Below are 26,933 nucleotides of genomic sequence, written 5' to 3'. Positions count from 1 at the left end.
TCAGCCTCCCTTCGCCCGGTGCGAGAGCATCTGCGCGACGCCGTACAGCTTGGCGAAGCCAGCGGCCTCCGAGCCCGTCCACAACACGTTCGCTTCCCCGTACGTCGCCACCTTCGCGTCCATCAACGAATAGGGCGAGCGCACGCCTTCCACCACGATGGAGCGAGGGTGCAACACGAGCCGCACCTCGCCCGTCACCCGGTCCTGCGAGGAGGTGAGGAACGCCTCCAGGTCCTTCACGAGCGGGTCGAAGAAGTGCCCCTCGTGCAGCAGCGAGCCGTAGAGGTTGCCCACGGTCTCCTTCCAGAAGAGCTGCTTGCCGGACAGCACCAGCTTCTCCAGCTCGCGGTGCGAGGTGATGAGCAGGTGCGCGGCCGGCGCCTCGAAGCCCACGCGGCCCTTGATGCCGAGGATGGTGTCGCCCAGGTGGATGCCCCGGCCGATGCCGTACTGGCGCCCCAGCACGTTGAGCGCCTCCACCAGCTCCACCGGCCCCAGCGCCTTGCCGTCCAGCGACGCGGGGATGCCCTGCTCGAAGCCCACCGTCAGGGGACGAGGCTTCAAGTCGGTGGGAATCTCCCCGGAGGGGAACGCCGCCTCGGGCAGCGCGCTCCACGAGTTGAGCGTCTCGCTGCCGCCCACGGACGTGCCCCACATGCCCTCATTGACGGAGTAGGAGCCCAGCTTCGGCGGCATGTGGACGCCGCGCTCGGCCAGGAAGGACAGCTCTTCCTTGCGGCTCAGGCCCAGCGTGCGGATGGGGGTGAGCAGCTCCAAGTCACCGGCCAGCGAGCGGAAGGCGACGTCGAAGCGCACCTGGTCATTGCCCGCGCCGGTGCTGCCGTGCGCCAGCGACTGCACGCCCTTCTCGCGCGCCACGCGGACGACCTCCACGGCCTGGCACGCCCGCTCCGCGGACACGCTCAGGGGGTAGAGCTGCCCGCGGAGCACGTTGCCGGCGATGAGGTAGCGCAGGTAGCCCTGGAAGAGGGTGCCGCGCGCGTCCACCTTGATGTGCTCCACGGCGCCCAGCTTCGCGGACAGGGCCGCGATGCTCGCGAGCTGCTCGGGCGGGAAGCCGCCCGTGTCCACCGTGACGGTGGTGACGGCGTAGCCCTGCTCGCGCAGGTACACCGTGCAGAAAGCGGTATCGAGTCCGCCGGAGAAGGCCAGCACCACGTTCTTCTTGCTCATGTCGTCACTCCTCACGGGGAAGGCGTTCATACGTCCCACACGCGCGAGGTGGCCGTGGCCAGGGCGCGGTGGGTGTCGTCGAGCCAGGCGCGCGCGGCGGCCAGCTCCTCACGGGCCTGGGGCAGCCCCAGGTTTCCGGCGCCACCCAGGTGGGTGGCCGTCAGGGCCTCGCGGTCCGGGTGGAACGTGCCGTCCGAAAGCTCCCGGCCCACCTGCCGGTAGGCGTCGCGGAAGGCCTGTCCTCCGGCCACCAGCGTGTAGGCGTGGTGGGCCGCGTAGAGCGTGTCGTCGCAAGCGCGCGCGGCGGCGTCCGCCTTCACCTGGAGCACCGGCACCAGACGGGAGAGCACGTCCAGGAGCGCACGGCTGGACGCCAGCGCCGCGAAGGTGGGGCGCTTGAGCAACTGGAAGTCGCGGTGGTAGCTGGAGGGCAGGCCGCCCGCCACCGCTTCCACCTGGTGCGCCAGTCCTCGCAGCTCGCGGCATCGCCCGCGCGCCAGCTCGACCACGTCCGGGTTCTTCTTCTGCGGCATGATGGACGAGCCCGTGGTGAACGCATCCGGCAGCCCGAGGAAGCCGAACTCGTCCGTGCTGTAGAGCTGCACGTCCCACAGCCACTTCTCCAGCGTGCCCGCGACGCTGCAGGCCCAGGCCAGCACCGCGGACTCGTGACGGCCGCGTCCGTTCTGCGCGTCGATGGGGCTTCTCTGCACCCGACTGAAACCGAGCAGCTGAGCGACGTATTCGCGGTCGATGGGCAGCGGCACGCCGAAGCCCGCGGCGGCGCCGAGCGGGCAGCGGTCCAGCCGTCCCCACACGCCGCGCAGCGCCTCCAGCTCCTCCAGCAGACCCTCCGCGAAGGCCATGCCCCACATGCCGAACGTCGACGGCATCGCGCGCCGCAGATGGGTGTAGCCCGGCATCGCCACGTGGGCGTGCGCCTGCGCGAAGTCCAGGAAGGCCTCCGCCAGCTTCACCGCGCCCGCGCCGAGCGCGAGGACCTCTTCACGCAGGAGCAGGCGCACCGCGAGCAGCACCTGGTCATTGCGCGAGCGCGCCAGGTGGATGCGCTTGCCCGGCTCGCCCACGCGCTCCACCAGCGCGGCCTCCAGCGCCGTGTGGCCGTCCTCCTGCTCGGGGCGGATGGTGAAGTGGCCCGCGCGCGCCTCGTCGTGCAGCGTCTTCAGAGCGCCGACGAGCGCCCGGGACTCCTCGGGCTTGAGCAGGCCCACCTTGCCCAGCATGCGCGCGTGCGCGGCGCTGCCCAGCGCGTCGTGCGGCGTCAGCGCCAGGTCGACGACGGGGTCGTCGCCCACGGTGAACCGGTGGATGACCGCGTCCAGCGCGGCGCCCTTGCCCCACAGAGTCTCAGCCACGGGCCACCTCCTCGAAGTAGCCGCGCAGAAGGCGCGTGTAGAAGGCGGCGCCGGCTTCCAGCTCCGCCAGGGTGATGAACTCGTCCGCCAGATGGCTGCGCAGGGTGTCGCCGGGACCCACCTTCACCGTGGGCAGCTCGCCCAGGAAGGCCCAGTCGGACGTGGTGCTGGAGCCCACGGGCTCCTCGCCCGACGCGGCGATGGCCGCCCGGACGATGGGCTGATGCGACAGCGTCGCCTTCGGCAGATACCGCGCCGAGTGCACCTTCACCTCGCTCTTCAACACGCCACCGAGCTGGGTCGCCACCTGCGCGTGGTCCATGCTCGGCGTGGTGCGCAGGTCCACGAAGAACTCGCAGGCGTCCGGCACCTGGTTGCGCGCCAGCCCTCCGGAAATCTGCGTCACCTGGGCCCGCGCCTCACCCAGCAGCGGGTGGGACGGGAAGCGCAGCTCCGCCAGCGTGGAGATGTCTCCGGCCGCGACGTGGATGGCGTTCACCGCCTGCGCGTTGTGCGCGTGCGCGACATGCGAGCTGCGGCCGTGCGCGGTGCAGCGCAAGAGGAGCATGCCCCGCTGGGCGGTGCAGGGCTTGAGGCTCGTGGGCTCGCCCACCACCGCGGCGTCCAGCGGCCCCAGGTCCGGCAGCAGCGTGCCCAGGCCCTGGCCTCCGGTCTCCTCCTCGGCGGTGAAGGCGAAGACGATTTCTCCACCCGTGGGCGGACCTTCCTTCAGGAGCGTCCGGGCCGCGACGAGCATCCCCGTCACGCAGCCCTTGGCGTCGTTGCTGCCCAGGCCGTACAGGCGGTCCTCACGCCACTCGGGCGCGTGGGGCGCGTACGTCCACCCGGCGCACGGCTTCACCGTGTCCAGGTGCGAGTTGACGAGCAGCCGGCGTGGCCCGCTTCCCACGGAGAACCACACGTTGTGGCCCTTCCGTTGGACGCGCGCACCCCAGCCCTCCGCCCACCCGGACACCGTGTCCGCGATGAGTCGCTCGTCACCCGAAACGCTGGGGATGGCCACCAGCGCCTGGAGCAGCTCCGCCGCCTTCATCCCCCGTTCCCCGCGTTCTTCGGCGCCTTCTCGCGCACCACCATCGTCCCGCTGCCCTCGTTGGTGAAGACCTCCTCCAACAGCGCGTTGGGTGCCACGCCGCTCACCAGATGCACGCTGCCCACGCCGCCCACCAGCGCGTGGCGGATGGCGTGCGCCTTGGGACGCATGCCGCCGGAGATGGCGCCCGTGTTCTCCATGGTCGCCAGGTCCGTCAGGTTCGCCAGCGTCACCAGCGACGTCGGGTCATTCAAGTCGCGCAGCAGGCCCGGCACCTGGACGAGGAAGAAGAGCTTCTCCGCCGACAGCGCCACCGACAGCGCCGCCGCCACGGTGTCCGCGTTGGTGTTGTAGACGGCGCCGTCCGCGCCGCCGGAGAGGGGTGCGATGACGGGCACGTAGTCGGCCGAGCGCAGGTGCTCCACCACGCGCGTGTCCACCGCCTCGATGTCGCCGACGAGGCCGTAGTCCACCAGCCGGCCCTCGGTGGCCCCCGGCTCCGTCACCATGACGGGAGGACGCTTGCGCGCCTTGATGAGTCCGGCGTCCACGCCGCTCAGGCCCACGGAGGGCACGCCCGCCGCCTGCAGGTCCGCGAGCAGGTCCGTGTGCAGCTTGCCGGCGAGCACCATCTTCGCCGCGTCCAGCACGGGCGCGGACGTCACGCGACGGCCCGCTACCTTCTCCACCGGCAGGTGGAGGGCGTCACACAGCGTGTCCAGCTCGGGCCCGCCGCCGTGCACGACGACGGGGCGGATGGAGAACGTCCACAGCAGGGCAATCTGCTCGCACGCGGAGCGGCGCAGACGCGGGTCGCTCAGCATGGCGCCGCCGAGCTTCACGACGAACGTCTTGCGGCGGAACTGCTGCACATAGCGCGCGGCGTTGCGAAGCGCGGAGTACGGGTCGGGTGACAAGGGCACGGGAGACCTCGAAATGAAGAGAAGGGGAGAGGCGCGCCTGGGTGGCGCCGCTCAGCGGGACTGCGAGCGCATCCAGTGGAGCAGGGCGCGCTGGACGTGGAAGCGGTTGCCCGCCTCGTCCACCACGCGACTGCTGGAGTGGTCCAGGACCTCATCGGCGACCTCCACGTTGCGACGCACGGGGAGGCAGTGCAGGAAAGCGGCATCCTTCGCCGCGCTCGCCATGGTGCGCAGCGTGGGCATCCACCCGGAATACGACGCGAGCAGCGCGGTGACGTCGTTGGGGGAGAAGGCCGCGGCGGCCGTCGGGCCCCACGACTTGGCGTAGACGGCGCGGCTGCCGGCGAGCGCCTCGTCCTGGTCGTGGGTGTAGGTGATGCTGCCGCCGGTGGCCTTGGCGTACGCCTCCGCCTCCGCGCGCACCGCGGGGTGCAGCTCGAAGCCAGGAGGATGCGCCACGCGCACCTCACAGCCGGCCGCCGCCGCGCTCAGGAGGAACGAGTTGGGAACCGCCTTGGGCAGCGGCTTGATGTGCGGCGCCCACGTCAGCGTCACGGGCAGCTTCTTCGTGGTGCCGAACGTCTCGCGCAAGGTCAGCATGTCCGCCAGGCCCTGGCACGGGTGCTCGCGCGCGGACTCCATGCTGACCACGGGCACGGTGGCCCACTTGCGGAACGCGTTGATGATGGGGTCGACCTCGTCCTCCTCGTCGCCGCCACCCTGCGAGAAGGTCCGCACGCCCAGCATGTCCACGAAGCGCGAGAGGACGGGCGCGGCCTCCTTGAGGTGCTCGGCCCGGTCCAGGTTCATCACCGCGCCCTCGCGGTGCTCCAGCTTCCACACGCCCGAGCCGACATCCAGGATGATGGCGTTGCCACCCCCGCGCAGCATCACCGCCTCGAACGAGGTGCGCGTGCGCAGCGACGGGTTGAAGAACACCATCCCGAGGATGCTCCCCTCCAGATGACGACCCGGAGGCGTCTGCTTCCAGGCCGCGGCCTGCGCGAGGATGGCCTCTACACCCGCGGGGCCGAGATCCTTGATGTGCGTGACGTGCTTCATGGGCCTGCGCTCCCCGGCCTGGACCGGATGCATAGGTGGATGAATATGCACCAGCATGCGTGCATTTCCGCGAATGGGGCGCGGATATTATGCAGAAAGACGCGACGCGCAAGGGTAATGTTCCCGCAATCTTTCATGCGGGTTCCTTGCATGGAAATTCACGCGCATGCATGGTGGTGGGAATGAACCTGGACGACGAAATCCTTCGGCTCATCTCGGAGCGGGAGATCAGCGATCAGGCGGTCTTGCAGGAGCTGCTGGAGGCGGAAGGGCAGGCCCCGAGCCAGTCCACGCTGTCGCGGCGGCTGAAGAAGCTGGGCGTGCAGAAGGTCGGCGGGCGCTATCAGCGCGCGTCGATGGAGCCGGTGGTGGCCACCGAGCGGCAGCGCGTCAGCATCATCGAGGCTCCGCCGAACATGCTCGTGGTGAAGACGGGGCCTGGCTATGCGCCCGCCCTGGCGTTGGCGTTGGACCGAGAGCCGGAGGTGCCGGGGCTCGCTGGCACGGTGGCTGGCGACGACACCATCTTTGTCGCCGTGACGGACCCCGCGCGGCTGCGCGAGGTGCGCTCCGTCGTGGAGCGGCTGATGCTCCGGAGCGCCTGAGTCGGCGGTGCCTGGTTCGTGGCGCTCACTGGCCGCGTGATTGCACGACGTGCACGCGCGTGGCCCGAGCCGGGTGGCGGTGTAGCGCCCCCCTTGCGTCCGCCGTCCAGCCGATACAACCTGGGAGGGCGGTAGCGACATGGACACCCTCACGCGTCAGACCCCGATGTTATTCCCCTCGCATGACCATGGAACTGGGGTTGGGCGGCGAGGCTTATGGATATGGGGACGTCATGGACAAGAAACCGGCCACCTATGCGGACCTGGAGGCGCTTCCCGAGACGGTGGTCGGGGAGCTCATCGATGGGGAACTGCACGTCAGCCCTCGGCCAGCACCGCGGCACGCGCTGGCGTCGTCCCGGCTGGGAGGTGAGTTGAGCGGACCGTTCGACCGGGGACGGGGCGGGCCTGGAGGCTGGTTCATCTTGGACGAGCCGGAGCTTCATCTGTTCGGGGGAAATGTCCTCGTCCCGGATGTCGCGGGCTGGCGACGTGAGCGGATGACAGAGCTTCCGCAGACGGTCGGCTTCACGGTCGTCCCGGACTGGGTCTGCGAGGTGCTGTCCCCCTCCACGTCGCGACTGGACCGCTCGTTGAAGCTGCCCCTGTATGCCCGCGAAGGCGTGCGCCATGTCTGGATCATCGATCCGATAGCCAGGACGTTGGAGGTCCATCGCCTCGATGGACGAAGCTACGCCCCACCCGTCATTCATGAGGCGAACGCGAGGGTTCGCGCGGAGCCCTTCGAGGCCTTCGAGCTGGAGCTGGGTTTCCTCTGGGACGCGCGGTAGCCGCGCACCCGGTTACACGGCGGTTACACCTTTCGGACGGTCTCCATCGTTACTGTCCCAGCGTGCTCTTCAGGGCACCGCCGTACGAAAGGACTCACGATGAAACCGGCCCTCAAGCTCCCTGTCATCCTTGGCTCGGCCACGGTGCTCGCGCTCTCCGCGCTCCTGCTGGGCAAGCCCGCGTCCACCCCGCCTCCTCCCGAGGTGCCGCGTCCCGCCCCCGTGGCGGTGGTCCCTCCTCCTCGCGTGGAGGTCCCCACCCCGACGAAGCCCGCGCCGGCCGATGCCTCGGCCCCCGTCATCCAGATTGCCCTGCTGCTGGACACCAGCGGCAGCATGGACGGCCTGTTGGACCAGGCCCGCACGCAGCTGTGGAACATCGTGAACCGTTTCTCTCAGGCCCGACGTGGGGGCGCCGCTCCGAGGCTCGAACTGGCCCTCTACGCCTACGGCTACGCCGGGGAGGGCGCGGGCTCGAATGAGATTCGCCTGCTGACGCCCTTCACCACGGACCTGGACGCCATCTCCGAGCGCCTCTTCGCCCTGAGGACCTCCGGTGGCTCCGAGCACTGCGGCGAGGTCATCCAGGAGGCCAGCCAGAAGCTCGCGTGGAGCACGAACCCGGACGCGATGCGGCTCATCTTCATCGCCGGCAACGAGACCTTCACCCAGGGCCCCGTCGACTTCCGCGAGGCCGTGTCCGCCGCCAGCAAGCGGGGCATCACCGTGAACACCATCCACTGCGGTGGTTACGAGCAGGGCATCTCGGACCAGTGGAAGGCGGCCGCCACGCTCGCCGATGGCAGCTACATGAACATCGACCAGAACCAGAAGGTGGTGGAGCTGCCCGCGCCGCAGGACGAGGAGATTGCCCGGCTCGGCACCGAGCTGAACAAGACGTACGTCGTCTATGGCGGCGCCTCCGGCAAGGCGAGCCAGATGCGGCAGCAGGAGCAGGACAGCCTCTCGCGCGGCGTGTCGGTGCAGAACATGGCGGCGCGCTCGGTGGCGAAGTCCTCCGGGAACTACTCCAACGAGAGCTGGGACCTGGTGGACGCGGTGAAGAAGAACAAGGTGGACCTGGGCGCGGTCGCCGCCGATGACCTGCCCGAGCCGATGCGCAACCTGGACGGCGACGGGCGCAAGGCGTGGCTGGAGGCCCGGGAGAAGGAGCGGGCGGCGCTGCAGCAGCGCATCCAGGAGCTGGGCCGGCAGCGTCAGGAGTTCCTCGCGGAGGCTCGCAAGAAGAATCCCACGGAGGAGGAGTCCACGCTGGACGGGGTCATCGGTCAGGTGGTGCGTCGCGAGGCGACGAAGCGTCAGTTCACCTTGGAGTAGGATGCCGTCATGGCCGCGCGCCGAGTACTCGTCGTCGAGGATGACCCCGCCATCCGGCGCGGAATCGTGGATGCGCTTCGCTTCGAGGGCTACGAGGTCCTCGAAGCGGGCGTGCGGGAGGAAGGCCAGCGGCTGGCCGAACGCACTCCGGTGGACCTGGTGCTGCTCGACCTGGTGCTCCCGGACGGTGACGGGCTGGACCTGCTCCGGGCCGTGCGAAAGAGCCGGCCGACGCTGCCCGTCATCATCCTCACCGCCCGGGGCCAGGAGGAGGACCGGGTGATGGGGTTGAAGCTCGGCGCGGACGACTACGTGGTGAAGCCCTTCTCGGTGCGTGAGCTCCTGGCACGCGCGGGCGCGGTGCTCCGACGCTCGGCGGAGCGGCCCCAGGGCGCCTCCCGCGTGGACTTCCCCGGAGGCCACTTCGTGGTGGAGCGCCGGGAGCTGAGCTTCGACGACGGCTCCCGGACGGACCTCTCCGAGCGCGAGGCCGAGGCGCTGCGCTACCTGGGCGACAACGCCAACCGGGCCATCTCCCGGGAAGAGCTGCTGGAGCGCGTCTGGCACCTGCCCGCGAGGAGCGTGCAGACGCGCACGGTGGACATGACGATGGCGCGCCTCCGGGAGAAATTGCGCGACGACTCGGCCGAGCCCCGCGTCATCCTCACGGTGCGAGGCAAGGGCTACATGTTCTCCGCGCCGGGCGGCCCGGGATGATTCGCTCCTGGCGTGTCTGGCTCGCGGTGAGCGCCTGTCTGCTGCTCGCCCTGGCCGGTGTGGTGTGGCTGTCCGTCTTCGCCTTGCGGTTGGACCGCACGGACCGTCAGGCACGTGAGAGCGCGGCGCGAGAGGAGAACGTGCGGCTGGCGCTGTGGCGGCTCGACTCGGAGCTGCTGCCGCTGGTGGCCCGGGAGAGCGCGGTGGCGGTGGAGTCGTATGCGGCCGTGGCTCCCGCGCGCGGCATCCTGGACGGACAGCGGCGGCCCCTTGCCAGGGGACAGGCCTGGGTGGCCTCGCCCCTGCTCTCGGGCCCGCCGGAGCACGTCCTGCTTCACTTCCAGATGGGGCCTGATGGCGAGGTGTCCTCGCCCCAGGTGATGGAGCCCGAGCTGCGAAGCCTGGCGCACCTGGCGCACCCGGGTGTCGACGCGGACGTCCTGCGCGAGCGGCTGGAGCGCGTGTCGCTGCTGCTGCGGAGCGCCAACGTGCGGGAGGCGCTGGCGATGCGTGCGCCCTCGGATGGGGAGCCCGTGGCGCGGCGGGCGAGTGGGAACAAGCTGGGGGACGCGCTCCAGTGGACGAAGAACGCGAGCGAGTTCGATGCGCGCTCCCGCAGCGCGCGCCAGGCCGCGAGCCAGAACATGGTGGGCTACGGCAACATGGCGCCGGCGGAGAACGTCGCCGCACGCGAAGTCGTCGAGGAGATGCGGGCCATCTGGGTGGGGGATGCCCTGCTGCTCGGCCGGCGTGTCCAGGTCGACGGTCAGGAATATCTCCAGGGCTGCTGGCTGGACTGGCCCGCGCTTCAGCGCTGGCTGCAGGGGAAGGTGGAGGACCTGCTGCCGGGCGCGACGCTGGAGCCGGTGAAGGGCTCCGAGACAGCAAAGGGGGAGGGGCGGCTGCTGGCGTCGCTGCCGGTGCGGCTGGTGCCGGGCGCGGCACCAGGCGAGGAGGGCTCATCCGGCGCGTTGTCCTCACTGCCCCTGGTGTTGATGGTGGCGTGGAGTGGCGTGGTGCTCGCGGGCGTGGCCGTGGTGTCGCTGCTGGGCGGGGTGATGTCGCTGAGCGAGCGGCGGGGCGCGTTCGTCTCGGCGGTGACGCATGAGCTGCGCACGCCGCTGACGACGTTCCGGATGTACACGGAGATGCTGTCGGCGGGGATGGTCCCCGACGCGGAGCGCCGCCAGGAATACTTCGACATCCTCCACCGCGAGGCGGAGCGGCTGAGCCACCTGGTGGAGAACGTGCTGGCCTATGCCCGCATCGAACGGGGACGCACCCCCGCGAGGCTGGAGCGGGTGGCGGTGGGCACGCTGCTGTCCCGGATGGAGGAGCGGCTCTCTCAGCGCGCGCTCCAGGCGGGCATGTCGCTGTGCGTGGAGGTGCCTTCCGACGTGGTGGTGCTGACGGACCCGTCGGCGGTGGAGCAGGTGCTCTTCAACCTGGTGGACAACGCTTCCAAGTACGCGGCGGGCGCGGTGGACAAGCGCATCCTCGTGCAACTGGAGCGGCGCGGCGCGACGGTGGGGCTGGTGGTGAGGGACCACGGGCCGGGCGTGGACGTGGCCACGGCGCGCAAGCTCTTCGAGCCGTTCTCCAAATCCGTGCAGACGGCGGCGAAGTCCGCACCCGGCGTGGGGCTGGGGCTGGCGCTCTGCCGGCGGCTCGCGCGGAGCATGCGCGCAGACCTTCGCCATGAGCGGGTGCGCGGGCGCGGCGCGCGCTTCGTGCTCTGGCTGCCCGCCGCCTGACGTCCGCCGCGACTCCCGGGTGGCCGCGGGCGCCTGCCCAGTGCGGGAGGCGTTCGCCTGTCAGGCGGTCGACGTCGTCCTCACGCCCGCAGCGGAGCCCGCATGGGCGCCCGCGCCGCGAACGTATTCCAGTCATCCTCGGAAATGTAGATAAACAAGAAAAATAAGAAATACTTGCGAGCGTGCATTGCGCCGACCCACCTTGAGAGCACAGGTTGGGTCATCCCACCGGGCAGGGAATTGTCGGCATCCTCGAAAAACAATTCTTTGTTCTCAAGATTTGCGGGCGTCCTCGTTCGAAATCGTAGGCAGACGTGGCGAAGCGACTCGATGGGATGTGAGACCCAGGAGGACACCATGGGCATGTCGGAGATGACATCGCTGCTGGACGGCGCTCGCAACGGGAACGCGGAGGCTCGGGATGCACTGCGGTGGGTGGCGTACCAGGAACTCCGAGAGATGACGCACTCGGACATGAATGGTGAGTCACCCCGCCTTTCAATGCGTCCGATGATGCTCCTGCGAGACATCTGGTTGCGTCTCGCGGGGGACGTGGCGGATGCGGACCGGCGGAGGCACTTCCTGGGTGCGGGAGCCCAGGCGATGCGCCGGGTGCTGGTGGAGGGCGTGCGGGTGCGCAACGCCCGGCGGAGCGATGCGCGGCGCGAGCCGCTGTTCCTTCGCGACGAGGTCTTCGAGGTTCCGGTCGGCGTCGACATCGACGTGCTGGACCTGGAGCGGGTGCTGGTGGAGCTGGAGGCGTTCAAGCCCCGGCTGGCCCGGGTGGTGGAGCTGCGCTACTTCGCGGGCCTGGGCATCCAGGAGACCGCGGCGGTGCTCGGCGTGGTTCCCGCCACCGTCCGACGCGACTGGACCTACGCGCGCCTGGGCCTGTGCGAGCGCGTAGGCCACTGATTCCCTGAACCCATGCGTGGCTGGCGGAGCCCGGGCCCTCGAACCAAGAGGCCCGGTGCTCACCCATGTCGTCGAGGCCTGGTGCCTCGTCACGCGTGGGGTGTTGCCTCGCAGGCAACGGCCCCCATCGCCTTGTTGTCCCGGGGTCCTCGTCTGGCCCGCGTGTCTCCTCGTGTCCCCGAGTGAGAAGCGCGCGGCACAGCGTGTGCTCTCTGGCTGCGCGGGCCGAGCCCGAAGCCGGCCCCACACCAAGGACGAAGCTGCATATGACCAAGGGGATGAAGGTGGGTCTGTTGGGGAGCCCGCTGCGTTGGGCCGGATTGTCGGCGACGATTCTGGCGGCGCCCGCGAGTCTCGCGGCCGACTGCCCGACGCCGGTGCTCGAGCAGTGCGCGAACGTGGACTACCGCTCGAGCAGTTGCGGCCAGGCCCACGACGCGTATTGCCAGGACCTCACGGAGTCGGAGTGGAAGGCGCGCTGGGAACTGGCGGCCAAGAAGGTAGTGCTGTTGCCGGAGGAACTCGGTGGCAAGACGGCGACGGTGGCGACTCAGCCCGTCAAGCTGGGCACCACCCGCTTCACCGGCATGGACCAGGGGCTCGCGGGCCAGGTGCTCAAGGGCCAGGTGCTCTACCGCAAGCGGCTGGAGAACCTGACCAAGGCGGAGAAGGCGTACCTCATCCAGTTGGAGGCCTGGGACAAGAACGGAACGCAAATCACGTCGTGCCAGGAGTTCGTGGACGAGAAGTACCTGGGCTACAGCCGCTTCGAGCGGCTGGCGGGCCAGTACGGTGATGACTACCGCGCGCTCTTCAACGCGGCGTACGGCGCGAACGGAATCGCCAACCGCACGCTCTACAGCCGCGACCAGAAGAAGCTGGCGCCCATCTGGGCGGACCAGGCGGTGGCCAAGAACGCGTACTTCGAGTTCGCTCCGGGCCCGTACCCGGACGGCATCAATGGCTACGAGTTCACCAGCGAGGCCGCGTCCCTGGCCAACAACGAGGAGGCCCGCAAGTGGGCCACGCCGACGGACGCCTGGCACGAGTCGATGAGCAAGCAGCTCAGCAAGACCCCCGATGACGTGCTCACCGTGCGTCAGGAGGAGCAGGAGGTCTTCACCGCCCTGCTGCGCCGGCGCGAGGCCGTCTACGCCGAGTGGCAGCAGGCCGTCCTCATCTTCAAGAAGCAGGACCAGGACCCGAAGGAGCTGAACAATCAGGTGGGCGAGCACCTCTACATGCTCGACAAGGCCATCGAGGAGCGGCTGGTGAAGGCCCAGGAGCAGGGGTGCCTGGACACTTCGAACGTGACGTCCTGCGACTGGAGCCCGCGCCGCTACAAGGGGCAGCTCGAGGCCGCCATGGCGCCGCGCCGCGCCGCGGACCTGCAGGCCTGTCTGAACCTGACGGGCAACGACTTCAGCGAGCAGAGCTTCGTTCGCAACGCGGACCTGCTCAAGCTCTCCACGCTGAAGCAGAAGGACTACACGCTCAGCTCCTCGCTGCTCACCCAGTACCTGAACATCTACGGCGCGCACATCGCGGCGCTGGATGTGCCGGTGGACCCGTCCTCGGGCCTGGTGCGCCACGGCGGTGAGCACGGCGACAGCGGCTACTCCGGCGACAGCATGTTCGGCGGTGGCTACGACTACAAGGCGGGCTGGGAAATCACCGCGCCGGGCGCGGACCTGAAGGCGAAGGGGTTCGGGTTCGAGGGCCCGTGGTGTGACTACAACGCGCGGCTCTACGCGGAGTTCAACGCATATGTGAACGTCTTCAGCCCCACGCCGTTCGAGGTGGTCCACGTCCACGGCGGCGCGGGCACCGAGGGCAACGGCATCCGGCTCCAGCTGGGCGCTCGCGTGCTGGGCCTCAGTGTCTACAACCACGACATGCACTACCCGCTGCGCATCACCTTCGCGGAGGACAAGCCCTTCTTCAAGAGCGACGCCGCCCAGGCGTCCACCACCTTCCTGGTGTGGTTCATCCCCGTCACGGTCAAGGGCGGCGTCTCCGCGGAGACGGGCATCAAGATCTCCCTCGGCGGGGCCGTCACCCGCGACTGCGCCGCGGACCTGCTGGGCGTGGACCTGTTCGGCACCGTCACCCCCTACCTCACGGTCAACGGCTTCGCCTCCGTGGGCATCGGCATTCCCCAGTTCCAGGTGGCCGTGCGCGGAGAGGTGGTCCTCACCCGTGTGAACCTGCCGCTCTACAGCGACATTGGCATCTACCTGAGCTCGCCCTCGCACCCGACGAACCCGAACACGCTGTTCCTGCGGCTCACGTCGAAGCTCGACATCGAGGCGCGCTTCCTCGACGGCCGCATCATGCTCTACGCCGAGCTGGGACCGGCCCACGCGGAGTTCCCCATCTTCAGCTGGAGCGGGTTCGGCATGAAGCACAACATCTACACCCAGCAAGTGACCGTGCCGGTGGCGCAGCTCTTCTAGCCACACGTGCGGGTCCGGGTCCGGTCCCTCCCTTCGAGAAGGGGCCGGACCCCCTTCCATCCACCCCGGTGCGGGCATGCCGGGGTGGCTCCTTCCCAGTCCTCTTCAGTCTGATTCCTGGAGTCCTTCATGCGTCGCCCGAGGCTCGCCGTCCGCACGGCCGTGCTGTCCACCCTGCTGCTCACCGGCTCGCTGTCCGCCTGGTACTTCACGCGCCCCACCATGCCTGGCGCCGACACCGCGTCCGTGGTGAGCGACTCTCGGCTGCCCCTCTACCAGTGGACCCAGGGCGAGGAGCGCGTCTACCGCTTCGTCTGGGACGACCTCCAGCGCGTGTCGCTGCCACTGCCCTCCGCCGGCGAGTCCTCGACGCTCGATGGCACGCTGCACCTGGAAGGCTCGCTGACGCTCCAGGCGCTCGAGGTGCGCCCCACCGGCACGCGCCTGCACCTGGCGCTGAAGTCCCTGGAGCGACACGAGGCCGTACTGTCCGGCCAGGTCCTCCTGCCCGACGCGGCCGCCGTGGCGGCGCACCTTCCCCAGACTGCCTCCGCGTGGGTGGAGCTGGATGGCCGGGGCGCGCTGCTGGCCGTGCGCTTCTCGGAGGCCGAGCCGCCCATGTTCCGTCAGCTCACGCAGACGCTCGCCGCCGAGCTGTTCCCCACCGAGCTGCGCGACGCCTCCGAGTGGAGCGCCGTCGAGTCCACCCAGACGGGCGACGTGGAGGCCCACTTCCGCTTCGAGGGTGACGGTGACGCGCGACTGACGCGCCGTCGCTCGCGCTACCACAAGCTGCGGGCCGCGGGTGGCAACGCCCCCTTCCAGCAGGACCTCCGCTCGCTCACGCGTTTCGAGCGCACCCCGGAGGGCCGCATGGCCGGCGTGTTCCATGACGAGTCCCTGGATGCCTCGCGGACCGACGGCGGCGCGCTGATGTCGCGCCGGATGCGGCTGCGCGTGGAGTTCGCCTCCCGTCAGCTCAAGCCGCTGCTGGCGACCGGAGGGGAGAAGACCATCATCCGCCAGCCCGCGCAGATTGCGTTCGAGGGAGACCCGGAGGTCGCCCTGCTGCGCAGCCAGGCCGATGGCATGACGATGGACCGGGTGCTCCAGGTGCTCTCCTCCGCGACGAGCGCCGAGGCCATCGCGGGCCTGGACGGCTTTGTGCGCCGCGCCATCGCCGCGCTCAAGCTGGAGCCTGAGCGTGTGCGGGAGCTGGCGGTGAGCTTCCAGCGCAAGGGGGTGTCGCCAGGACTGCGCGAGCTCACCATGGACCTGCTGGCGGGGGCGGGCCACGCGGAGGCCCAGGCCACGATGCGCGCGCTGCTCCAGTCGCCGGCGGCCCGTGAGCACGAGGCTTCCTTCGGACTGATGGTGCAGCGTGCCGGCTTCCTCCGCGAGCCCGAGCCGGAGACGGGGCGGATGCTCACCGCGATGAACGCCCAGGCGCGTGCGGCGAACGACGTGGGAGCGGAGCGGGCGTCCGCGTACGCGTTGGGAGGCGTCATCTCGCACCTGTCTCCGGGTGACCCGGAGGTGGCGACGTACGCGCGTCCGCTGGAGGCCGCGCTGCGCGATGCACGCAGCGACGAGGACCGCACGCATGCGCTGCGCGCGCTGGGCAACACCGGCCTGGAGTCCGTGCTGGACCAGGCGGGGCCCCACCTGCGCGCGGAATCGGCGGAGGTGCGCGCCGCCGCTGCGGAGTCGCTGCGCCGCGCGCCGCAGGAAGTGGCCACTCGCATGTTGCTGGACTCGCTCGGCTTCGAGAAGGACCGCGCGGTGCAGTCCGCGCTGCTCGACGCCCTGGACGCGCGCGCGCTGGACGCGGCGGACCTGGAGCGGCTGCGAGGCTGGGTCGTCTCCGGCCAGCTCGCCTCCGGCGCGGAGTCCACGTTGCTGAACGTCATCACCCACCGGCTCGACGGCAGCGCGCCCATCTACCAGATGCTCCAGGCCCTCGCGCTGCGCCCGGGGCAGCAGTCCTCCCTTCGCGCTCGCATCATGTCCCTCATGGCCCAGTCCTCCGCGCAGCGTGACGGCTGAGCCACGGCCTCTCTCTCCCTGTCTCAATCACTCCACGTATTCGAGGTCTTCATGAAACGCATTCTGAACAGGCTGGGCCTGCTGGCCTTGCTCGGCCTCTGGTTGACTCCGGTGGCCCAGGCGGATGTCCTGGACGACGTGCGGCGCGGGACGAACGTGCGCCTCAACGCGGCTCGCATCCATGTGAAGGGCAACGACTACGCCACGGGCTACTGGCTGCTGCCCAAGGCGTCCGGATCGCTGAACCTCAACGTCCCCGCGCGCGACTTCGGCATCAACTCGGACCTGGTGCTGCACCTGTACGGTTCGCGCTCCGGCAACGTGCTGACCTGGACCTTCGATGACACGCTCCCGAGCCCCTATTACCTGGGAGGCGCCAACAGCGTCACGCGAGTGCGCGGCACGCTGAAGGCCTTTGCCCGGCAGGTGCGCGGCGCGGATGACCCGTTCTGTGCCCACTCCTCGTGTCCGCACAACGTGGAGCTGGTGCTGACCTCCGGCAGCCAGGTCTGGGTGGACGGCTACACGGACATCATCATCAAGGTCGGTTGGACGGAGCCGGTGACGGTCCGCCAGTTCGTGGCCTACGCGGGGGTGCCCCGGCCGCGCCTGGCCTCGGTTCGCGTGCTGACGTCCACCAACCGCTGCCAGTCGCCGGACCCGACGGAGTTGATTGGCGAGGTGACGCTGAGCAGCCCCGCGCCCACGGGAGGGGCGCTGGTGGAGTTGCTGAGCGTGGACGCGAGCGTGGGCGTGCTCAATGTGCGTGTCCCCGAGGCCCAGCGCACCGCGCGCTTCACCATGCGGCTGCCCCCGGACTGGTCCGGTCCCACCGTCATCCAGGCCTCGTCGGGAGGAATCCGCCAGACGCTCAAGGTCGCGGTCTTCAAGTGCATCGTCGAAGTGTTCCCCTTCAAGTACTGGCAGTTTCTGCCAGCGTCCTCCATTCCGCGCTTCCTGCTGAATGGGGGTGCGTTGGTGGCGCGGCTGGCGAACCAGGAGTCGGACACGCTGATCACCGCGAAGTCGGTCGCATATCCGCTCCAGGAGGTGCTCAAGGCGGACCGCGTGGAGGTGAAGGGCGTCAATGGCAGTGGCGATGTCTTCGGCACCGCGTACACGTCCAAGGGCCCCAGCGCGTTCCGCCTGAAGTCCAGCACGGTGAAGTCAGGCGCGGAGCTGTGGGTCGACGGCTACGAGGCGCTCCTGGGCAATGCCCATGGCACGCCGCTGGTGCGCTGGCCGGATGACAAGGACACCGTGTACCTGGTGGACGAGGTGGGCCCCATGAAGCACGAGGGGCTGGCGGGGCTCGCGTCGGGCCGCATCTTCTTCAACGCCCTGGGCGAGTCCGCGTCGACCGTGGCGACCAGCAAGGGCGCTCGCGCGGTGCGAATCGTCCGCAAGGAGCAGCAGGTCCTGGTGGACGAGGAGTCGGAAGTCACCGCGCTCAACGACGTGGGCCATGTGCTGGGAACGGTGCGCGGCTCCGACAAGAAGCTGAGGCCCTTCCGCTGGTCCTCGAAGGAGGGCGTGCAGTGGCTGCCCCTGCCCGAGGGCTTCGTGTCGGGGAAGGCCGTGTCCCTCAACACCAGCGGCTGGGCCGTGGGCACCGCCACCTCCGAGGATGGCAAGACGCAGGCGGCTTTCATCTCCACGCCGGACGGCAAGAAGAGCGTCCCGCTGTCGCAGGTGGCACCCGAGGAGCTGACCAAGGCGGGCTATCGCTTCGTGGAGGCGCTGGCCGTCTCTGACGACTTCGAGGTCCTGGTCCGCGCCATCGATGGCCAGGGGCAGACCGTGCATCTGGTGCTGCGCCCATGAGCCCCACCGACACCGTTCTCCCATCGACTCTGCGAATGAGGAATCCCATCGTGAACCTGAATTCACCCCTGCGGGGGCTGTTGATGCTGTGCATGGTCGTCATGGCGGGCTGTGGAAGCTGCCAGGGGAGCACCCCGAGCTGCGACCCCAGCCAGGCGGGAACCGAGGGCTGCGCGTGCCGCACCGATTCCGCGAGCTGCAACGCGGGGCTGGTGTGCAACAGCGGGGCGTGCGTCCCGTGTGGCGCCGAGGGCCAGGAGTGCTGCGTCAGCGGCGCCTCCGGGGTCTGCGGCGGCTCCCTGATGTGCGTGATGGAGTCGGCCGGCGAGGTGTGCCGCAACTGCGGTGACCTGGGGGAGGCGTGCTGCAACTCGTCAGGCGCGCAGGTGTGCAACGCGGGAGGCAACTGCGTGGGCGGCGCTTGCCAGTCCGTGACGGGCGGGGCGTGTGACCCGGGGGGCTCGATTTTCACCGTGGGCATCCAGGACATGAACCTGTGCGCGGTGCGCGTCGTGGAGGTCCGCGCGACGACGGCCGCGAACGCGATGACGTGCGCGACCACCAGCGGCATGCTCAATTCGGGCGAGGCGTTCTTCGAGGTTCCGAACACGCCCATCGCCGACTTCGACATGTGCGTGGAGACGGAATCGGACGGGCGCCGCTCCACCTCCGTGAGGGCCTTCGGCGACTTCGAGGCCCGGCGCTGCACGCTCTTCACCCGCTGCGGAGCCGCGGGCTGCGTCAGCGTCCGTCCGGGCATCTGCACCTAGCCCGAGGGGCGTGAGGAGCGCGGGCGTCTTGGGGGACGCTCGCGCTCCCGCGCGTCGCGGCGAGCGTCTTCCGGCCCGAGGCCCTCGTCGCGGCACGCGGTCTTCAGCGCAGGAGCAGCCGCCGCACCAGCGGCAAGGGGAGGCTGCCCTGGGCGACGAAGGCGTCATGGAACTGCTTGAGGCCCGGACCCTTCGCGGCCTGGTAGTCCTGGGCCAGTCGCTGCACCTCCAGCTTGCCGAACGTGTAGTAGAGGTACGTCGGGTTGTAGGCGCCGCGCCGGGCCTCTTCGTAGGCATTGGCCGGCTGCTGGAAGCACTTCTCGCGGAACAGGCGCGCGGCGTCCTCCACGGTCCACCCGGCGGTGTGCAGCTTGATGCCGGCCACGTAGCGGCAGTCGCGCAGCAGGGCCTCGGACAGCTGCGCCAGACGCGGCTTCGGGTCTCCGTTTCCGAAGCCCTGGTCCAGCATCATCTGCTCGGCGTAGTGCGCCCAGCCCTCCGCGTTGCTGCCCACGGCGACCAGCTTGCGGACCTTCGTGGGGAAGCGGGGCGCGTAGAGGAACTGGAGGTAGTGGCCGGGCCACACCTCGTGGATGTTGATGACCGACACGACGGGCGCGTTGTAGAGGCTCAGGTGTTCCTCCTGGTGCTTCGCGTCCCAGTCAGGCTCCACGGGCGTGACGTAGTAGAACGCCTCGGTGGCCTTCGTCTCGTAGGGCCCGGGCGTGTCCATGGAGGCGAACGAGCCCGAGCGTGCGTAGGGCGGCGTCTCCTCCACGCGGGGGCGCACCTCGGAGGGGATGGTGACCAGGTCCTTGGCGACGAGGAACTCGCGCACGCCTTCCACCGAGCGGCGCACCGACGGGATGAGGTCCTGGGCCGTGGGGTGGTCCTCTTCCATTCGGGCCATCACCTGGGCCGGCGTGAGGCGCGCGTCGATGCGCTTCGCGGTGGCCACGAAGTCGCGGTAGTCCTTCTCCAGATTGGCCTCTCCGCGCGCGAGCAGCTCGGGCAGGGGCAGGTCAATCATCTCCTCGTAGCGCAGCTTGGTCAGGAAGCGCTCCTCGCCCAGCGCGTACTTGCCGGTGGAGCGTGGCAGCAGGTCCGTCTCCAGCCAGCGCGCGTAGTCCTTCACCGCGGCCACGGCGGCGCGGTTGGCCGCGAGGAACGAGGACTGGAGCACGGCGTCGTTGCCCGCGGCGTCCCTGGCCCACGTCGCCACCGAGCCCTCGAAGAAGCCCACGGAGCCCTTCGCCATGCGGAGGGCCAGGTCGGTGAACTCGCGCGGCGGCGTCTGGACGTTGGCCTTGCCGGCGGCGAAGACGGCGGGCACGGCCTTCAGGCGCGCGATGACCGAGCGCAGCCGCTCGGCCTTCGGCGCGAAGTCGCGCTTCATCAGCCCGTCGATGGCGCCACCGGGCAGCCCCGCGTACAGCATGGGGTTGTGCTCCCAGCCGCGCACGACGCTCAGCTCGAAGTGCTCCGCGAGCAGCTGGCTCTCCAGGGCCTCCGCGTCAATGGTGTCGTCGAAGGAGAGCGAGGCCCGGTCCACGGCGCGCAGTCGGGCGAGGAGCGTTTCCAGCTCGCGGATGCGGGCCTCGACGCGAGGCCGGCTCAGGTCCTCCAGCTTGCTGTCATAGGCGTGCAGCCCCACCGCCGTGCCGTTCGACGGAGAGAAGTCGAACGAGGCCTCGAAGATGGTGTCCACCAGCCTCGCGAAGCTCTCGGGCGGATGGGCACTCCCCGAGGGTGACTCAGGGGTGGTGGAGGGCACCTGCCGCGCGCAGGCGCAGAAGAGCCAGCAGGCGGTGAGAAGCAACGCGCGAGCGGGAACGGCTTTGAGCATTCCGCCGTTCTAACAAGGCGATTCAGGGCTTGCCCAACAGCTCCAGCGCCGACGTTGTCAGTGCGGTGACACCCGTGCGCAGCGTGCGCTCGCGGTCCGGGATGAAGCCGGAAGAGTGGAGAGAGGGGAGTGGCTCGCCCCCTGAGCGGGACTGGGTGAAGCGCTGGGGCTCGACGGCGCCGAGCCAGAGCATGACCGCGGGGACTCCCGCGCGGCCGTACTCGGAGAAGTCCTCGCCGCCCATGACGGGCTGGGCCTCGCCCACGTTCTTCTCGCCCAGCACGCGCACCACGGCGTCGGTGAGTCGGCGGGTGAGCGCCGGGTCGTTGTACGTGGCGGGCGTGCCCTCCGTGACTTCGACCTTGGGAGGACGGGGGGCGCCGGAGGCGAGGGCCTCCGCCTTCGCGACGCGGTCGATTCCGTCGAGCAGCGCCTTGCGCACCTCCGGCTTGTACGAGCGCACGGTGAGCTGGAGGCGCACCTCGTCGGGGATGATGTTGTGCTTGGTGCCGCCCTGGATGGAGCCCACGGTGATGACGCCGGGCTCCAGGGGATGCTTCTCCCGGCTGACCACTGACTGGAGCGCGAGCACGGTGCGCGCCGCCATGACGATGGGGTCCACCGTGGTGTGCGGATACGCGCCGTGGCCGCCCTTGCCGTAGAGGGTGATGTCCACCGAGTCCACATGCGCCATCGCGTAGCCGGACACGTACTCCACTCGTCCCGCGGGAGCGGCGGTGGTGTTGTGGAGGGCCACCGCGAAGTCGGGCTTGGGGAAGCGTTTGAAGAGGCCGTCGGCCAGCATCTTCCGCGCGCCCGCGCCAATCTCCTCCGCGGGCTGGCCCACCAGCATCAGCGTGCCGCGCCACTGGTCCTTCTTCTTGGACAGCAGCGTGGCGGTGCCCAGCCACACCGTCATGTGCACGTCATGTCCGCACGCGTGCATCACCGACACCGTCTGGCCCTCGCCGTTCTTCACCGTCACCTTGCTCGCGTAGGGCAGGCCCGTCTTCTCCTCCATGGGCAGCCCGTCCAGGTCCGTGCGCAGCATGACGGTGGGGCCCGGCCCGTTGCGCAGCAGCGCGACGACACCCGTGCCGCCGACGCCGGTGGTGACGTCGAAGCCCAGCTTGCGCAGGCGCTCGGCGAGCTTCGCGGCGGTCTTCTCCTCCTGGAACGACAGCTCCGGGTTCTGGTGCAGGTCCCGGTAGAAGATGTCCAGCTCCGGATAGAGGCCATCCAGGCCCCCCAGCACGGTGGAGGGCTGCGCCGCGAGTGCACGCCCCACGGGCGCGGTCAGGAGGACGACGAGCAAGGCCAGCAGGGAAGGGCGGTTCACCAGGAGGTCTCCGGTCCGTGTCGAGAGCCGCGCCACTACACCACAGGACGAGGCTTTCGGTGGGAGGAGCGCGCGCGGCGCTCCTGGCTGGGGGTCAGGCTGGACGCACCGATGCGGTGCGGGCCCGCGCGACATCGGGGGCGAAGTCCGTGGCGCGCAGGAAGTCGAACCAGCGGTCGAGCACCGTGGCGACCGGAGGAAGCTCCACGCCCATGCGCCGGGCCAGCGCGAGCGCCGGTTCCACCGGGTAGCGGGCCGTGTCGAGGAAGTCGAGCGACTCCGTGGCCGCGCCGAGCAGGCGCTCCGGCAACCAACGCACCCACGAGACGGGCAGTGCGAAGCGCGGTGCTCGTCGACCGGAGCGCTCCGCCGCCCAGCGCACGAGCTGGTGGAGTGGAGGAGTGCTCGGGTCCAGCAGCGTGTACTCCTGGCCCTGCGTCTCCGGCAGCTCCGCCACGCCGGCGAGGAAGCGCGCCAGGGTGTCCACGGCCACCACGGGAACGAAGGTCTCCGGCGTGCCCAGCAGCACGGGCATCGTCCCCGCGTGGACGCGCTGCAAGGTGTCTCCGAGGCCCAGGCTCTGCACCGTCGCTCCGGTGCGACTGTCGCCGATGACAGTGGACGGATGCACGGTGGTGACGGGAACACCGAGTCGCGCGGCGGTCTCCAGTGCCACCCGATGCGCGAGCGCCTTCGAGGCCTCATAGGCGCCCGAGCCCGTGAAGCCCAACGTGGGCGCGGGGACGACTTCGCCCGAGGCATCGAGTCGAGGACCGATGCGATATCCGCCCACGAGGACGAGTCGTCGCAGCGCGGGCAGTCGGGAGGCCAGCTCCACCACGGCGCGGGTGCCCTCGACGTTGGTGCGCCGAGCCGCATCGGCGGACAGGTTCCAGGCGAAGCGAGCGCCCAGATGGAACACGTCGCGCGCGCCCTGAAGCACAGCCTCATCCTCGGCGCTCAGTCCCAGTCGTGGCGCATCCAGGTCGCCCTCCAGGAACACGAGCTGCTCGGGTGCGCCTCCCAGCCCGGCCACCCAGTCCCGGTACTCCTGGGCCCGAGCCCGCGCGTTGCGTGACAGCAGGGCCACCCGCTGGCCCCGCCGCGTGAGCTCCGGCACGAGCCAACGCCCTATCAATCCCGTGGAGCCGATGACGAGCGCATCCGGTGATGTCGCCTTCATGATGACCTCCGTATATCTAGACCAGTCTACATATTCTGGAGTCGAGCCCACGCGGCCCATCCGCGTCGGCTCGGGGCCGCTGTCAGTCCAGTGAGAGCAGGCGCTCCAGTTCCTTCGAGAGTTCCTCGACGGGAGCTCGGCTTCGGTGGGCGCGCATCAGCAGCAGGGCGCCTTCGATGGAGGAGAGCAGCAGGGCCGCGCGTCGCCGCGACTCGGTGGGCGTGAGGCCCTCCGCGCGGAGTCGCTCGGTGAGGAGCTGTTGCCAGGCGCGCAGGGCCTCGGCTGCCGCCGCGCGCACGGGTTCAGGGGTGGCGCCCGACGAGAGGACCACGGCCGAGACAGGGCACCCCTTCTCGAAGCCGGACGCCTCCGCCCGGTCCGCCAGCGTCGCCAGCGCGCGACGCAGCCCGGAGACGAGTCCCCGCTCCGTGGCGAGGTGCGCGTCGAGCAGCCGGGTGACTTCCGAGGCGGAGACCTGGAGCGCCTCCACCGCGAGCTGCTCCTTGCCGCCAGGGAAGTGGAAGTAGAGCGAGCCCCGAGGCGCCTTGCCGGCCTCCAGCAGCTCCTGAATGCCCGCGCCCGCATAGCCCGAGCGCTCCAGCATCTCCGCCGCCGCGGCGATCATCCGCCGGCGTGTGTCTTCTCCTTTGCTCACGAGGAGATGAATATACCGGTCATCATATTCTGTCGAGCCCTTCTGGGGCCGGACTTCAGCGGCGGCTCCTGCCCAGCTTGCCGATGAAGAGGACGTGGCGAGGGCCCTTGGTGCCGTGGGCGTGGGGGTGGAGGACCTCGACGGTGAAGCCGCACTTCTCCATGCGGCGCTCGAAGGCGGGGGCGGGGCCCGCGCTCCAGACGGCGAGCGTGCCTCCGGAGCGCAGCGCCCTGGCGGCGTTGGAGAGCCCAGGCAGGCCGTAGAGGCCTTGGTTGTCCGGGTGGGTGAGGGCGCTGGGCCCGTTGTCCACGTCGAGGAGGATGGCGTCGAAGGTGGCGGAGTGGTGGGCCATCACGTCGCCGACATCTCCCTCGATGACGGTGACGCGCTTGTCCTCGAGGGGGGCGCCGGCGAGGGGCGCGAGGTGGGGTCCCCGGTTCCAGGCGACGACGGTGGGCAGCAGCTCCACCACGGAGACGCGGACGCCCGGGCCCACGGTGTCCAGCACGGCGCGCGCGGTGTAGCCGAAGCCAAGCCCCCCGACGAGCACCCGCCCGGTTCCGGAGGTCACCACGCCAGCGCAGCCTGCCTTCGCGAGCGCTTCCTCCGAGCCGTGCATCCGGCTGGACATCAGCGTCTGTCCGCGCACGCGCAGGACGTACTCGTCCCCTCTGCGGACCAGGGTCAGCTCCCCCACGTCCGGAAGGTTCGCGCTCTCGAGTGTCTCCCAGGGCTTCATGGGCACGGCTCTTCGCCCGGAGCCGGCCCGGGGTCAAGCACTCCGCACGACACCTCGTGCCCTCGTGCCGTCGCCTGTGCCCGACGCCAGGGGTCATCCGCATCCATACCCTCGCGAGCCGCCGCCACCGAGCGGCGCGGCCCAGGAGGAACCCAGACCATGAACGAGCGCGAGGCTTACCTGCAGAAGATGGACGCCGAGAAGAAGCGAATCGATGCGCGAATCGCCGAAGTCGAGGCGCAGTCCGACATCCGCAAGGCGGACGAGGAGGTGAAGGAGCTGCATGGCGTGAAGCAGCGGCGCGAGGCCTTCCGCGGCAAGCTGGAGGAGTGGCGCCAGCGCGGCACGGAGGACTTCGAGCGGGGCAAGAAGGAGCTGCTCCGGGCCTGTGATGACACGAACAAGTCTCTCGTCGACGCGGAGGAGAAGGCGGGCGTGAGGCGCGCGACGTACGAGCGCAAGCGCGAAGCCGAGCTGCGTGAACTTGGCGCCCAGTTCGACGGTTGGGAGGCGAGCATCGCCCAGTCGCGGGCGGAGGACTCGCTGCTCACGAAGCAGGAGCTCCAGTTCCTGCGCGGCTCCTTCAAGAGCACGGGAGATGCCCTGCGTCGCCTGATGTCGGCCAAGGGCGGTGAGTGGTCCACGCTGCGCGGGGAGTACGAGGCCTCCTGGAAGGAGCTGCTGGACAACTCGCGCAAGATTCGCGCGGACGGCGCGGATGCGTCGCAGGCGCCGCCCTCTCCGTCCTGAGTGGACGCGCCGGGACGTGGGGACTCCACCCTCCACGTCCCATGCGGGGAGGAGACGTCCCCCGGTGTGACGCCGGCTGACGCGCGCGACACCCGGGGCATCCTGTCAGCCCCTGAAGCGTGCACGCTACATTGCGTGTCTCCAGGAGAGACATCGCATGGGCGTGTTCGTGCAGGAGTCGCTGTCCACGCGGGACGAGTCACACGCCGCCTCCTCCTCCGGAGCCACCGAGGGAGGAAACTCCCGGACGCGCGCGCTGGGCCAGCTCCAGCAGACCTTTGACGCATCGCCTCGGGTGGTCGCCCAGGCGAAGCAGGCCCAGACGCTCCAGCGCCGTGCCGCTCCGAGCAACGACACCGGACTGCCCGACGGCTTGAAGTCCGGAGTGGAGGCGCTCTCCGGCATGGCGATGGACGACGTGCGCGTCCACTACAACTCGTCCGCGCCCGCGCAGCTCCAGGCCCTGGCGTACACGCAGGGCTCGGACATCCACGTCGCGCCGGGGCAGGAGAAGCACCTGGCCCACGAGGCCTGGCACGTCGTGCAGCAGAAGCAGGGGCGCGTGCGTCCCACGACGCAGCTACAGGGCGAGTCCCTCAACGATGCGCCGGGCCTGGAGTCCGAGGCCGACCTGATGGGTTCGCGCGCCTCGGGCCTGAAGCTGACCGGGCCCACCCTCGACTCCGAGCCCTTTCAGCGCAAGGTCGCTCCCGTCTCGGGCGACACGTCGCTCGAGCCCATCCAGCGCGTGGCGGTTCAATTGGGGATCAACGGGGCGGGGAACATCAACAACGTGAACGTGGGCGGACGCGCGGGCTCCCTGTGGCCCCAGGAGCGTCACCACACCACGCCCTGGCAGACGTACCTGGACACGCTCGACCGGGCGTTGCTCAACCGGAACTTCGCCCAGGCCCTCAACAACATGAACACCCTGGATGGCCACCTGCGGAATCTGCCGGGATGGGACCTGGTCGACAGCCTGGAGGCTGGCAAGCAGGAAGAGGCCGAGGCGGAGATTGACGAGCTGGCGGCCCGACGCGCGGCGGCCAACGCCGCGGCCGCGGGCACACCCGCGCAGGCCTTCGCGATACAGGCCTACGCCCAGCAGTGGATTGTCGTGCGCAGCAAGCTGCCGCTGTCCCAGGCGAACTTCGGAGGTGGCGCGGGGGCGGTGGCGGGCGACGCCGCGATGGCCCGGGCGGGCAACCAGGTCGGTGGTGGAGGCGTCACCAACGCCGAGCTGCGGGGCGCCCTGCTCGGACTCTTCGACTTCGACACCGTGACGGACGTCCAGACGGACGAAGACGGGAACAGCGCCACCGCGGAGTACCGGGCCTTCGGCTTGAGTCCGGACGACACGACCCAGGACCTGGATGAGCTCCGGGCGCTCATCTTCGAGCAGCATGCCCGCTCCATTCGGCTGGCCTATCCCCGGGCCTTCGCGAGGCTCTACCCGGACATCCCGTCGATGGTGGCCAACATGGAGGCACATTGGGGGCGTGGCGACCCCGACGACTCGGATGCCGAAATCACGGACGCGTCCGGCTCGGAATCCGACTGAGGCAGGAGGGCCGTGGGGCGCCCCCGCCCGTCCAG

The 26,933-nt window shown here is 69.9% G+C and carries 22 protein-coding genes; 12 read left to right on the top strand and 10 right to left on the bottom strand.

What is annotated here, in order from left to right; all coding sequences use genetic code 11:
- Genes argG through HUA78_RS01570 form a run of 5 tightly spaced genes read right to left on the bottom strand, consistent with a single transcriptional unit; the run spans nucleotide 1 to nucleotide 5,609 of the window.
- Nucleotides 1–1,194 (bottom strand): argininosuccinate synthase, encoded by a 1,194-nt coding sequence (gene argG, locus HUA78_RS01590; protein WP_174453461.1) that lies wholly within the window; start codon nucleotides 1,192–1,194, stop codon nucleotides 1–3.
- A 26-nt stretch (nucleotides 1,195–1,220) separates the two neighbouring features.
- Entirely contained in the window at nucleotides 1,221–2,570 is a 1,350-nt protein-coding gene (gene argH, locus HUA78_RS01585) for an argininosuccinate lyase (protein ID WP_174453462.1), read from the bottom strand.
- On the bottom strand, nucleotides 2,563–3,624 hold the full coding sequence (locus HUA78_RS01580; RefSeq protein WP_174461268.1) for a M20/M25/M40 family metallo-hydrolase: 1,062 nt from the start codon (nucleotides 3,622–3,624) through the stop codon (nucleotides 2,563–2,565). Before HUA78_RS01580 ends, argH begins: the two co-directional genes overlap by 8 nt.
- The gene (argB, locus tag HUA78_RS01575) at nucleotides 3,621–4,547 is read right to left on the bottom strand and encodes an acetylglutamate kinase (protein WP_141643550.1); all 927 of its coding nucleotides are present in this window, start codon (nucleotides 4,545–4,547) and stop codon (nucleotides 3,621–3,623) included. Before argB ends, HUA78_RS01580 begins: the two co-directional genes overlap by 4 nt.
- A gap of 51 nt (nucleotides 4,548–4,598) precedes the next feature.
- The gene (locus tag HUA78_RS01570; RefSeq protein ID WP_141643549.1) at nucleotides 4,599–5,609 is read right to left on the bottom strand and encodes an N-acetylornithine carbamoyltransferase; all 1,011 of its coding nucleotides are present in this window, start codon (nucleotides 5,607–5,609) and stop codon (nucleotides 4,599–4,601) included.
- A gap of 170 nt (nucleotides 5,610–5,779) precedes the next feature.
- Here HUA78_RS01570 and HUA78_RS01565 point away from each other — a divergent pair, with 170 nt between their 5' ends.
- The 10 genes from HUA78_RS01565 to HUA78_RS01520 all read left to right on the top strand — a co-directional run bounded on the left by HUA78_RS01565 (nucleotide 5,780) and on the right by HUA78_RS01520 (nucleotide 18,825).
- Nucleotides 5,780–6,214, top strand: a complete 435-nt coding sequence (locus HUA78_RS01565) for an arginine repressor (protein ID WP_141643548.1) — start codon at nucleotides 5,780–5,782, stop codon at nucleotides 6,212–6,214.
- 182 nt (nucleotides 6,215–6,396) lie between these two features.
- Nucleotides 6,397–7,005: a Uma2 family endonuclease gene (locus tag HUA78_RS01560; RefSeq protein WP_254614246.1), complete on the top strand. Its 609-nt coding sequence runs from the start codon at nucleotides 6,397–6,399 to the stop codon at nucleotides 7,003–7,005.
- Between the two features lie 99 nt (nucleotides 7,006–7,104).
- Nucleotides 7,105–8,343: a VWA domain-containing protein gene (locus HUA78_RS01555; RefSeq protein WP_174453466.1), complete on the top strand. Its 1,239-nt coding sequence runs from the start codon at nucleotides 7,105–7,107 to the stop codon at nucleotides 8,341–8,343.
- 9 nt (nucleotides 8,344–8,352) lie between these two features.
- A complete protein-coding gene (locus tag HUA78_RS01550; protein WP_141643546.1) occupies nucleotides 8,353–9,060 on the top strand; it encodes a response regulator transcription factor in 708 nt (235 codons plus the stop codon).
- Nucleotides 9,057–10,814: a sensor histidine kinase KdpD gene (locus tag HUA78_RS01545; protein ID WP_174475508.1), complete on the top strand. Its 1,758-nt coding sequence runs from the start codon at nucleotides 9,057–9,059 to the stop codon at nucleotides 10,812–10,814. The genes HUA78_RS01550 and HUA78_RS01545 overlap by 4 nt, the downstream gene beginning before the upstream one ends.
- 363 nt (nucleotides 10,815–11,177) lie before the next feature.
- Nucleotides 11,178–11,729 carry an ECF-type sigma factor gene (locus HUA78_RS01540; RefSeq protein ID WP_174453468.1) on the top strand — a complete coding sequence of 184 codons (552 nt, stop codon included), beginning with the start codon at nucleotides 11,178–11,180 and terminating at the stop codon, nucleotides 11,727–11,729.
- A gap of 266 nt (nucleotides 11,730–11,995) precedes the next feature.
- Nucleotides 11,996–14,185 (top strand): hypothetical protein, encoded by a 2,190-nt coding sequence (locus HUA78_RS01535; protein WP_174453469.1) that lies wholly within the window; start codon nucleotides 11,996–11,998, stop codon nucleotides 14,183–14,185.
- Nucleotides 14,186–14,314: 129 nt separating this feature from the next.
- Nucleotides 14,315–16,231, top strand: coding sequence for a HEAT repeat domain-containing protein (locus tag HUA78_RS01530; RefSeq protein ID WP_174475507.1), 1,917 nt, complete (start codon nucleotides 14,315–14,317; stop codon nucleotides 16,229–16,231).
- A gap of 51 nt (nucleotides 16,232–16,282) precedes the next feature.
- Nucleotides 16,283–18,055, top strand: a complete 1,773-nt coding sequence (locus HUA78_RS01525; protein WP_174461263.1) for a hypothetical protein — start codon at nucleotides 16,283–16,285, stop codon at nucleotides 18,053–18,055.
- A 50-nt stretch (nucleotides 18,056–18,105) separates the two neighbouring features.
- Nucleotides 18,106–18,825 carry a hypothetical protein gene (locus HUA78_RS01520; protein WP_371745470.1) on the top strand — a complete coding sequence of 240 codons (720 nt, stop codon included), beginning with the start codon at nucleotides 18,106–18,108 and terminating at the stop codon, nucleotides 18,823–18,825.
- A gap of 103 nt (nucleotides 18,826–18,928) precedes the next feature.
- On the opposite strand, the gene HUA78_RS01515 is transcribed toward HUA78_RS01520, so the two are convergent.
- The 5 genes from HUA78_RS01515 to HUA78_RS01495 all read right to left on the bottom strand — a co-directional run bounded on the left by HUA78_RS01515 (nucleotide 18,929) and on the right by HUA78_RS01495 (nucleotide 24,587).
- On the bottom strand, nucleotides 18,929–20,671 hold the full coding sequence (locus HUA78_RS01515; RefSeq protein ID WP_174475505.1) for a DUF885 domain-containing protein: 1,743 nt from the start codon (nucleotides 20,669–20,671) through the stop codon (nucleotides 18,929–18,931).
- 22 nt (nucleotides 20,672–20,693) lie between these two features.
- Nucleotides 20,694–22,010: an amidohydrolase gene (locus HUA78_RS01510; protein WP_371745469.1), complete on the bottom strand. Its 1,317-nt coding sequence runs from the start codon at nucleotides 22,008–22,010 to the stop codon at nucleotides 20,694–20,696.
- A 94-nt stretch (nucleotides 22,011–22,104) separates the two neighbouring features.
- Nucleotides 22,105–23,193 (bottom strand): SDR family oxidoreductase, encoded by a 1,089-nt coding sequence (locus tag HUA78_RS01505; RefSeq protein ID WP_174475503.1) that lies wholly within the window; start codon nucleotides 23,191–23,193, stop codon nucleotides 22,105–22,107.
- Between the two features lie 82 nt (nucleotides 23,194–23,275).
- Nucleotides 23,276–23,848, bottom strand: a complete 573-nt coding sequence (locus HUA78_RS01500) for a TetR/AcrR family transcriptional regulator (RefSeq protein ID WP_174475502.1) — start codon at nucleotides 23,846–23,848, stop codon at nucleotides 23,276–23,278.
- Between the two features lie 55 nt (nucleotides 23,849–23,903).
- Nucleotides 23,904–24,587: a spermidine synthase gene (locus tag HUA78_RS01495; RefSeq protein ID WP_141643536.1), complete on the bottom strand. Its 684-nt coding sequence runs from the start codon at nucleotides 24,585–24,587 to the stop codon at nucleotides 23,904–23,906.
- A 159-nt stretch (nucleotides 24,588–24,746) separates the two neighbouring features.
- Here HUA78_RS01495 and HUA78_RS01490 point away from each other — a divergent pair, with 159 nt between their 5' ends.
- Nucleotides 24,747–25,337: a hypothetical protein gene (locus HUA78_RS01490; RefSeq protein WP_174475501.1), complete on the top strand. Its 591-nt coding sequence runs from the start codon at nucleotides 24,747–24,749 to the stop codon at nucleotides 25,335–25,337.
- Nucleotides 25,338–25,494: 157 nt separating this feature from the next.
- Nucleotides 25,495–26,898 carry a DUF4157 domain-containing protein gene (locus HUA78_RS01485; protein WP_174475500.1) on the top strand — a complete coding sequence of 468 codons (1,404 nt, stop codon included), beginning with the start codon at nucleotides 25,495–25,497 and terminating at the stop codon, nucleotides 26,896–26,898.
- Nucleotides 26,899–26,933 lie beyond the last annotated feature (35 nt).

This window comes from Myxococcus sp. CA033, assembly GCF_013336625.1.
Classification (GTDB): domain Bacteria; phylum Myxococcota; class Myxococcia; order Myxococcales; family Myxococcaceae; genus Myxococcus; species Myxococcus llanfairpwllgwyngyllgogerychwyrndrobwllllantysiliogogogochensis.
This window is presented reverse-complemented; position numbering and strand designations above follow the sequence as displayed.

Coding starts and splice junctions, on each gene's coding strand:
- argG (WP_174453461.1), bottom strand. CDS start 1,194: ATGAGCAAGAAGAACGTGGTGCTGGCCTTCTCCGGCGGACTCGATACC.
- HUA78_RS01580 (WP_174461268.1), bottom strand. CDS start 3,624: ATGAAGGCGGCGGAGCTGCTCCAGGCGCTGGTGGCCATCCCCAGCGTT.
- HUA78_RS01570 (WP_141643549.1), bottom strand. CDS start 5,609: ATGAAGCACGTCACGCACATCAAGGATCTCGGCCCCGCGGGTGTAGAG.
- HUA78_RS01565 (WP_141643548.1), top strand. CDS start 5,780: ATGGTGGTGGGAATGAACCTGGACGACGAAATCCTTCGGCTCATCTCG.
- HUA78_RS01560 (WP_254614246.1), top strand. CDS start 6,397: ATGACCATGGAACTGGGGTTGGGCGGCGAGGCTTATGGATATGGGGAC.
- HUA78_RS01555 (WP_174453466.1), top strand. CDS start 7,105: ATGAAACCGGCCCTCAAGCTCCCTGTCATCCTTGGCTCGGCCACGGTG.
- HUA78_RS01550 (WP_141643546.1), top strand. CDS start 8,353: ATGGCCGCGCGCCGAGTACTCGTCGTCGAGGATGACCCCGCCATCCGG.
- HUA78_RS01545 (WP_174475508.1), top strand. CDS start 9,057: ATGATTCGCTCCTGGCGTGTCTGGCTCGCGGTGAGCGCCTGTCTGCTG.
- HUA78_RS01540 (WP_174453468.1), top strand. CDS start 11,178: ATGTCGGAGATGACATCGCTGCTGGACGGCGCTCGCAACGGGAACGCG.
- HUA78_RS01535 (WP_174453469.1), top strand. CDS start 11,996: ATGACCAAGGGGATGAAGGTGGGTCTGTTGGGGAGCCCGCTGCGTTGG.
- HUA78_RS01530 (WP_174475507.1), top strand. CDS start 14,315: ATGCGTCGCCCGAGGCTCGCCGTCCGCACGGCCGTGCTGTCCACCCTG.
- HUA78_RS01525 (WP_174461263.1), top strand. CDS start 16,283: ATGAAACGCATTCTGAACAGGCTGGGCCTGCTGGCCTTGCTCGGCCTC.
- HUA78_RS01515 (WP_174475505.1), bottom strand. CDS start 20,671: ATGCTCAAAGCCGTTCCCGCTCGCGCGTTGCTTCTCACCGCCTGCTGG.
- HUA78_RS01505 (WP_174475503.1), bottom strand. CDS start 23,193: ATGAAGGCGACATCACCGGATGCGCTCGTCATCGGCTCCACGGGATTG.
- HUA78_RS01495 (WP_141643536.1), bottom strand. CDS start 24,587: ATGAAGCCCTGGGAGACACTCGAGAGCGCGAACCTTCCGGACGTGGGG.
- HUA78_RS01490 (WP_174475501.1), top strand. CDS start 24,747: ATGAACGAGCGCGAGGCTTACCTGCAGAAGATGGACGCCGAGAAGAAG.
- HUA78_RS01485 (WP_174475500.1), top strand. CDS start 25,495: ATGGGCGTGTTCGTGCAGGAGTCGCTGTCCACGCGGGACGAGTCACAC.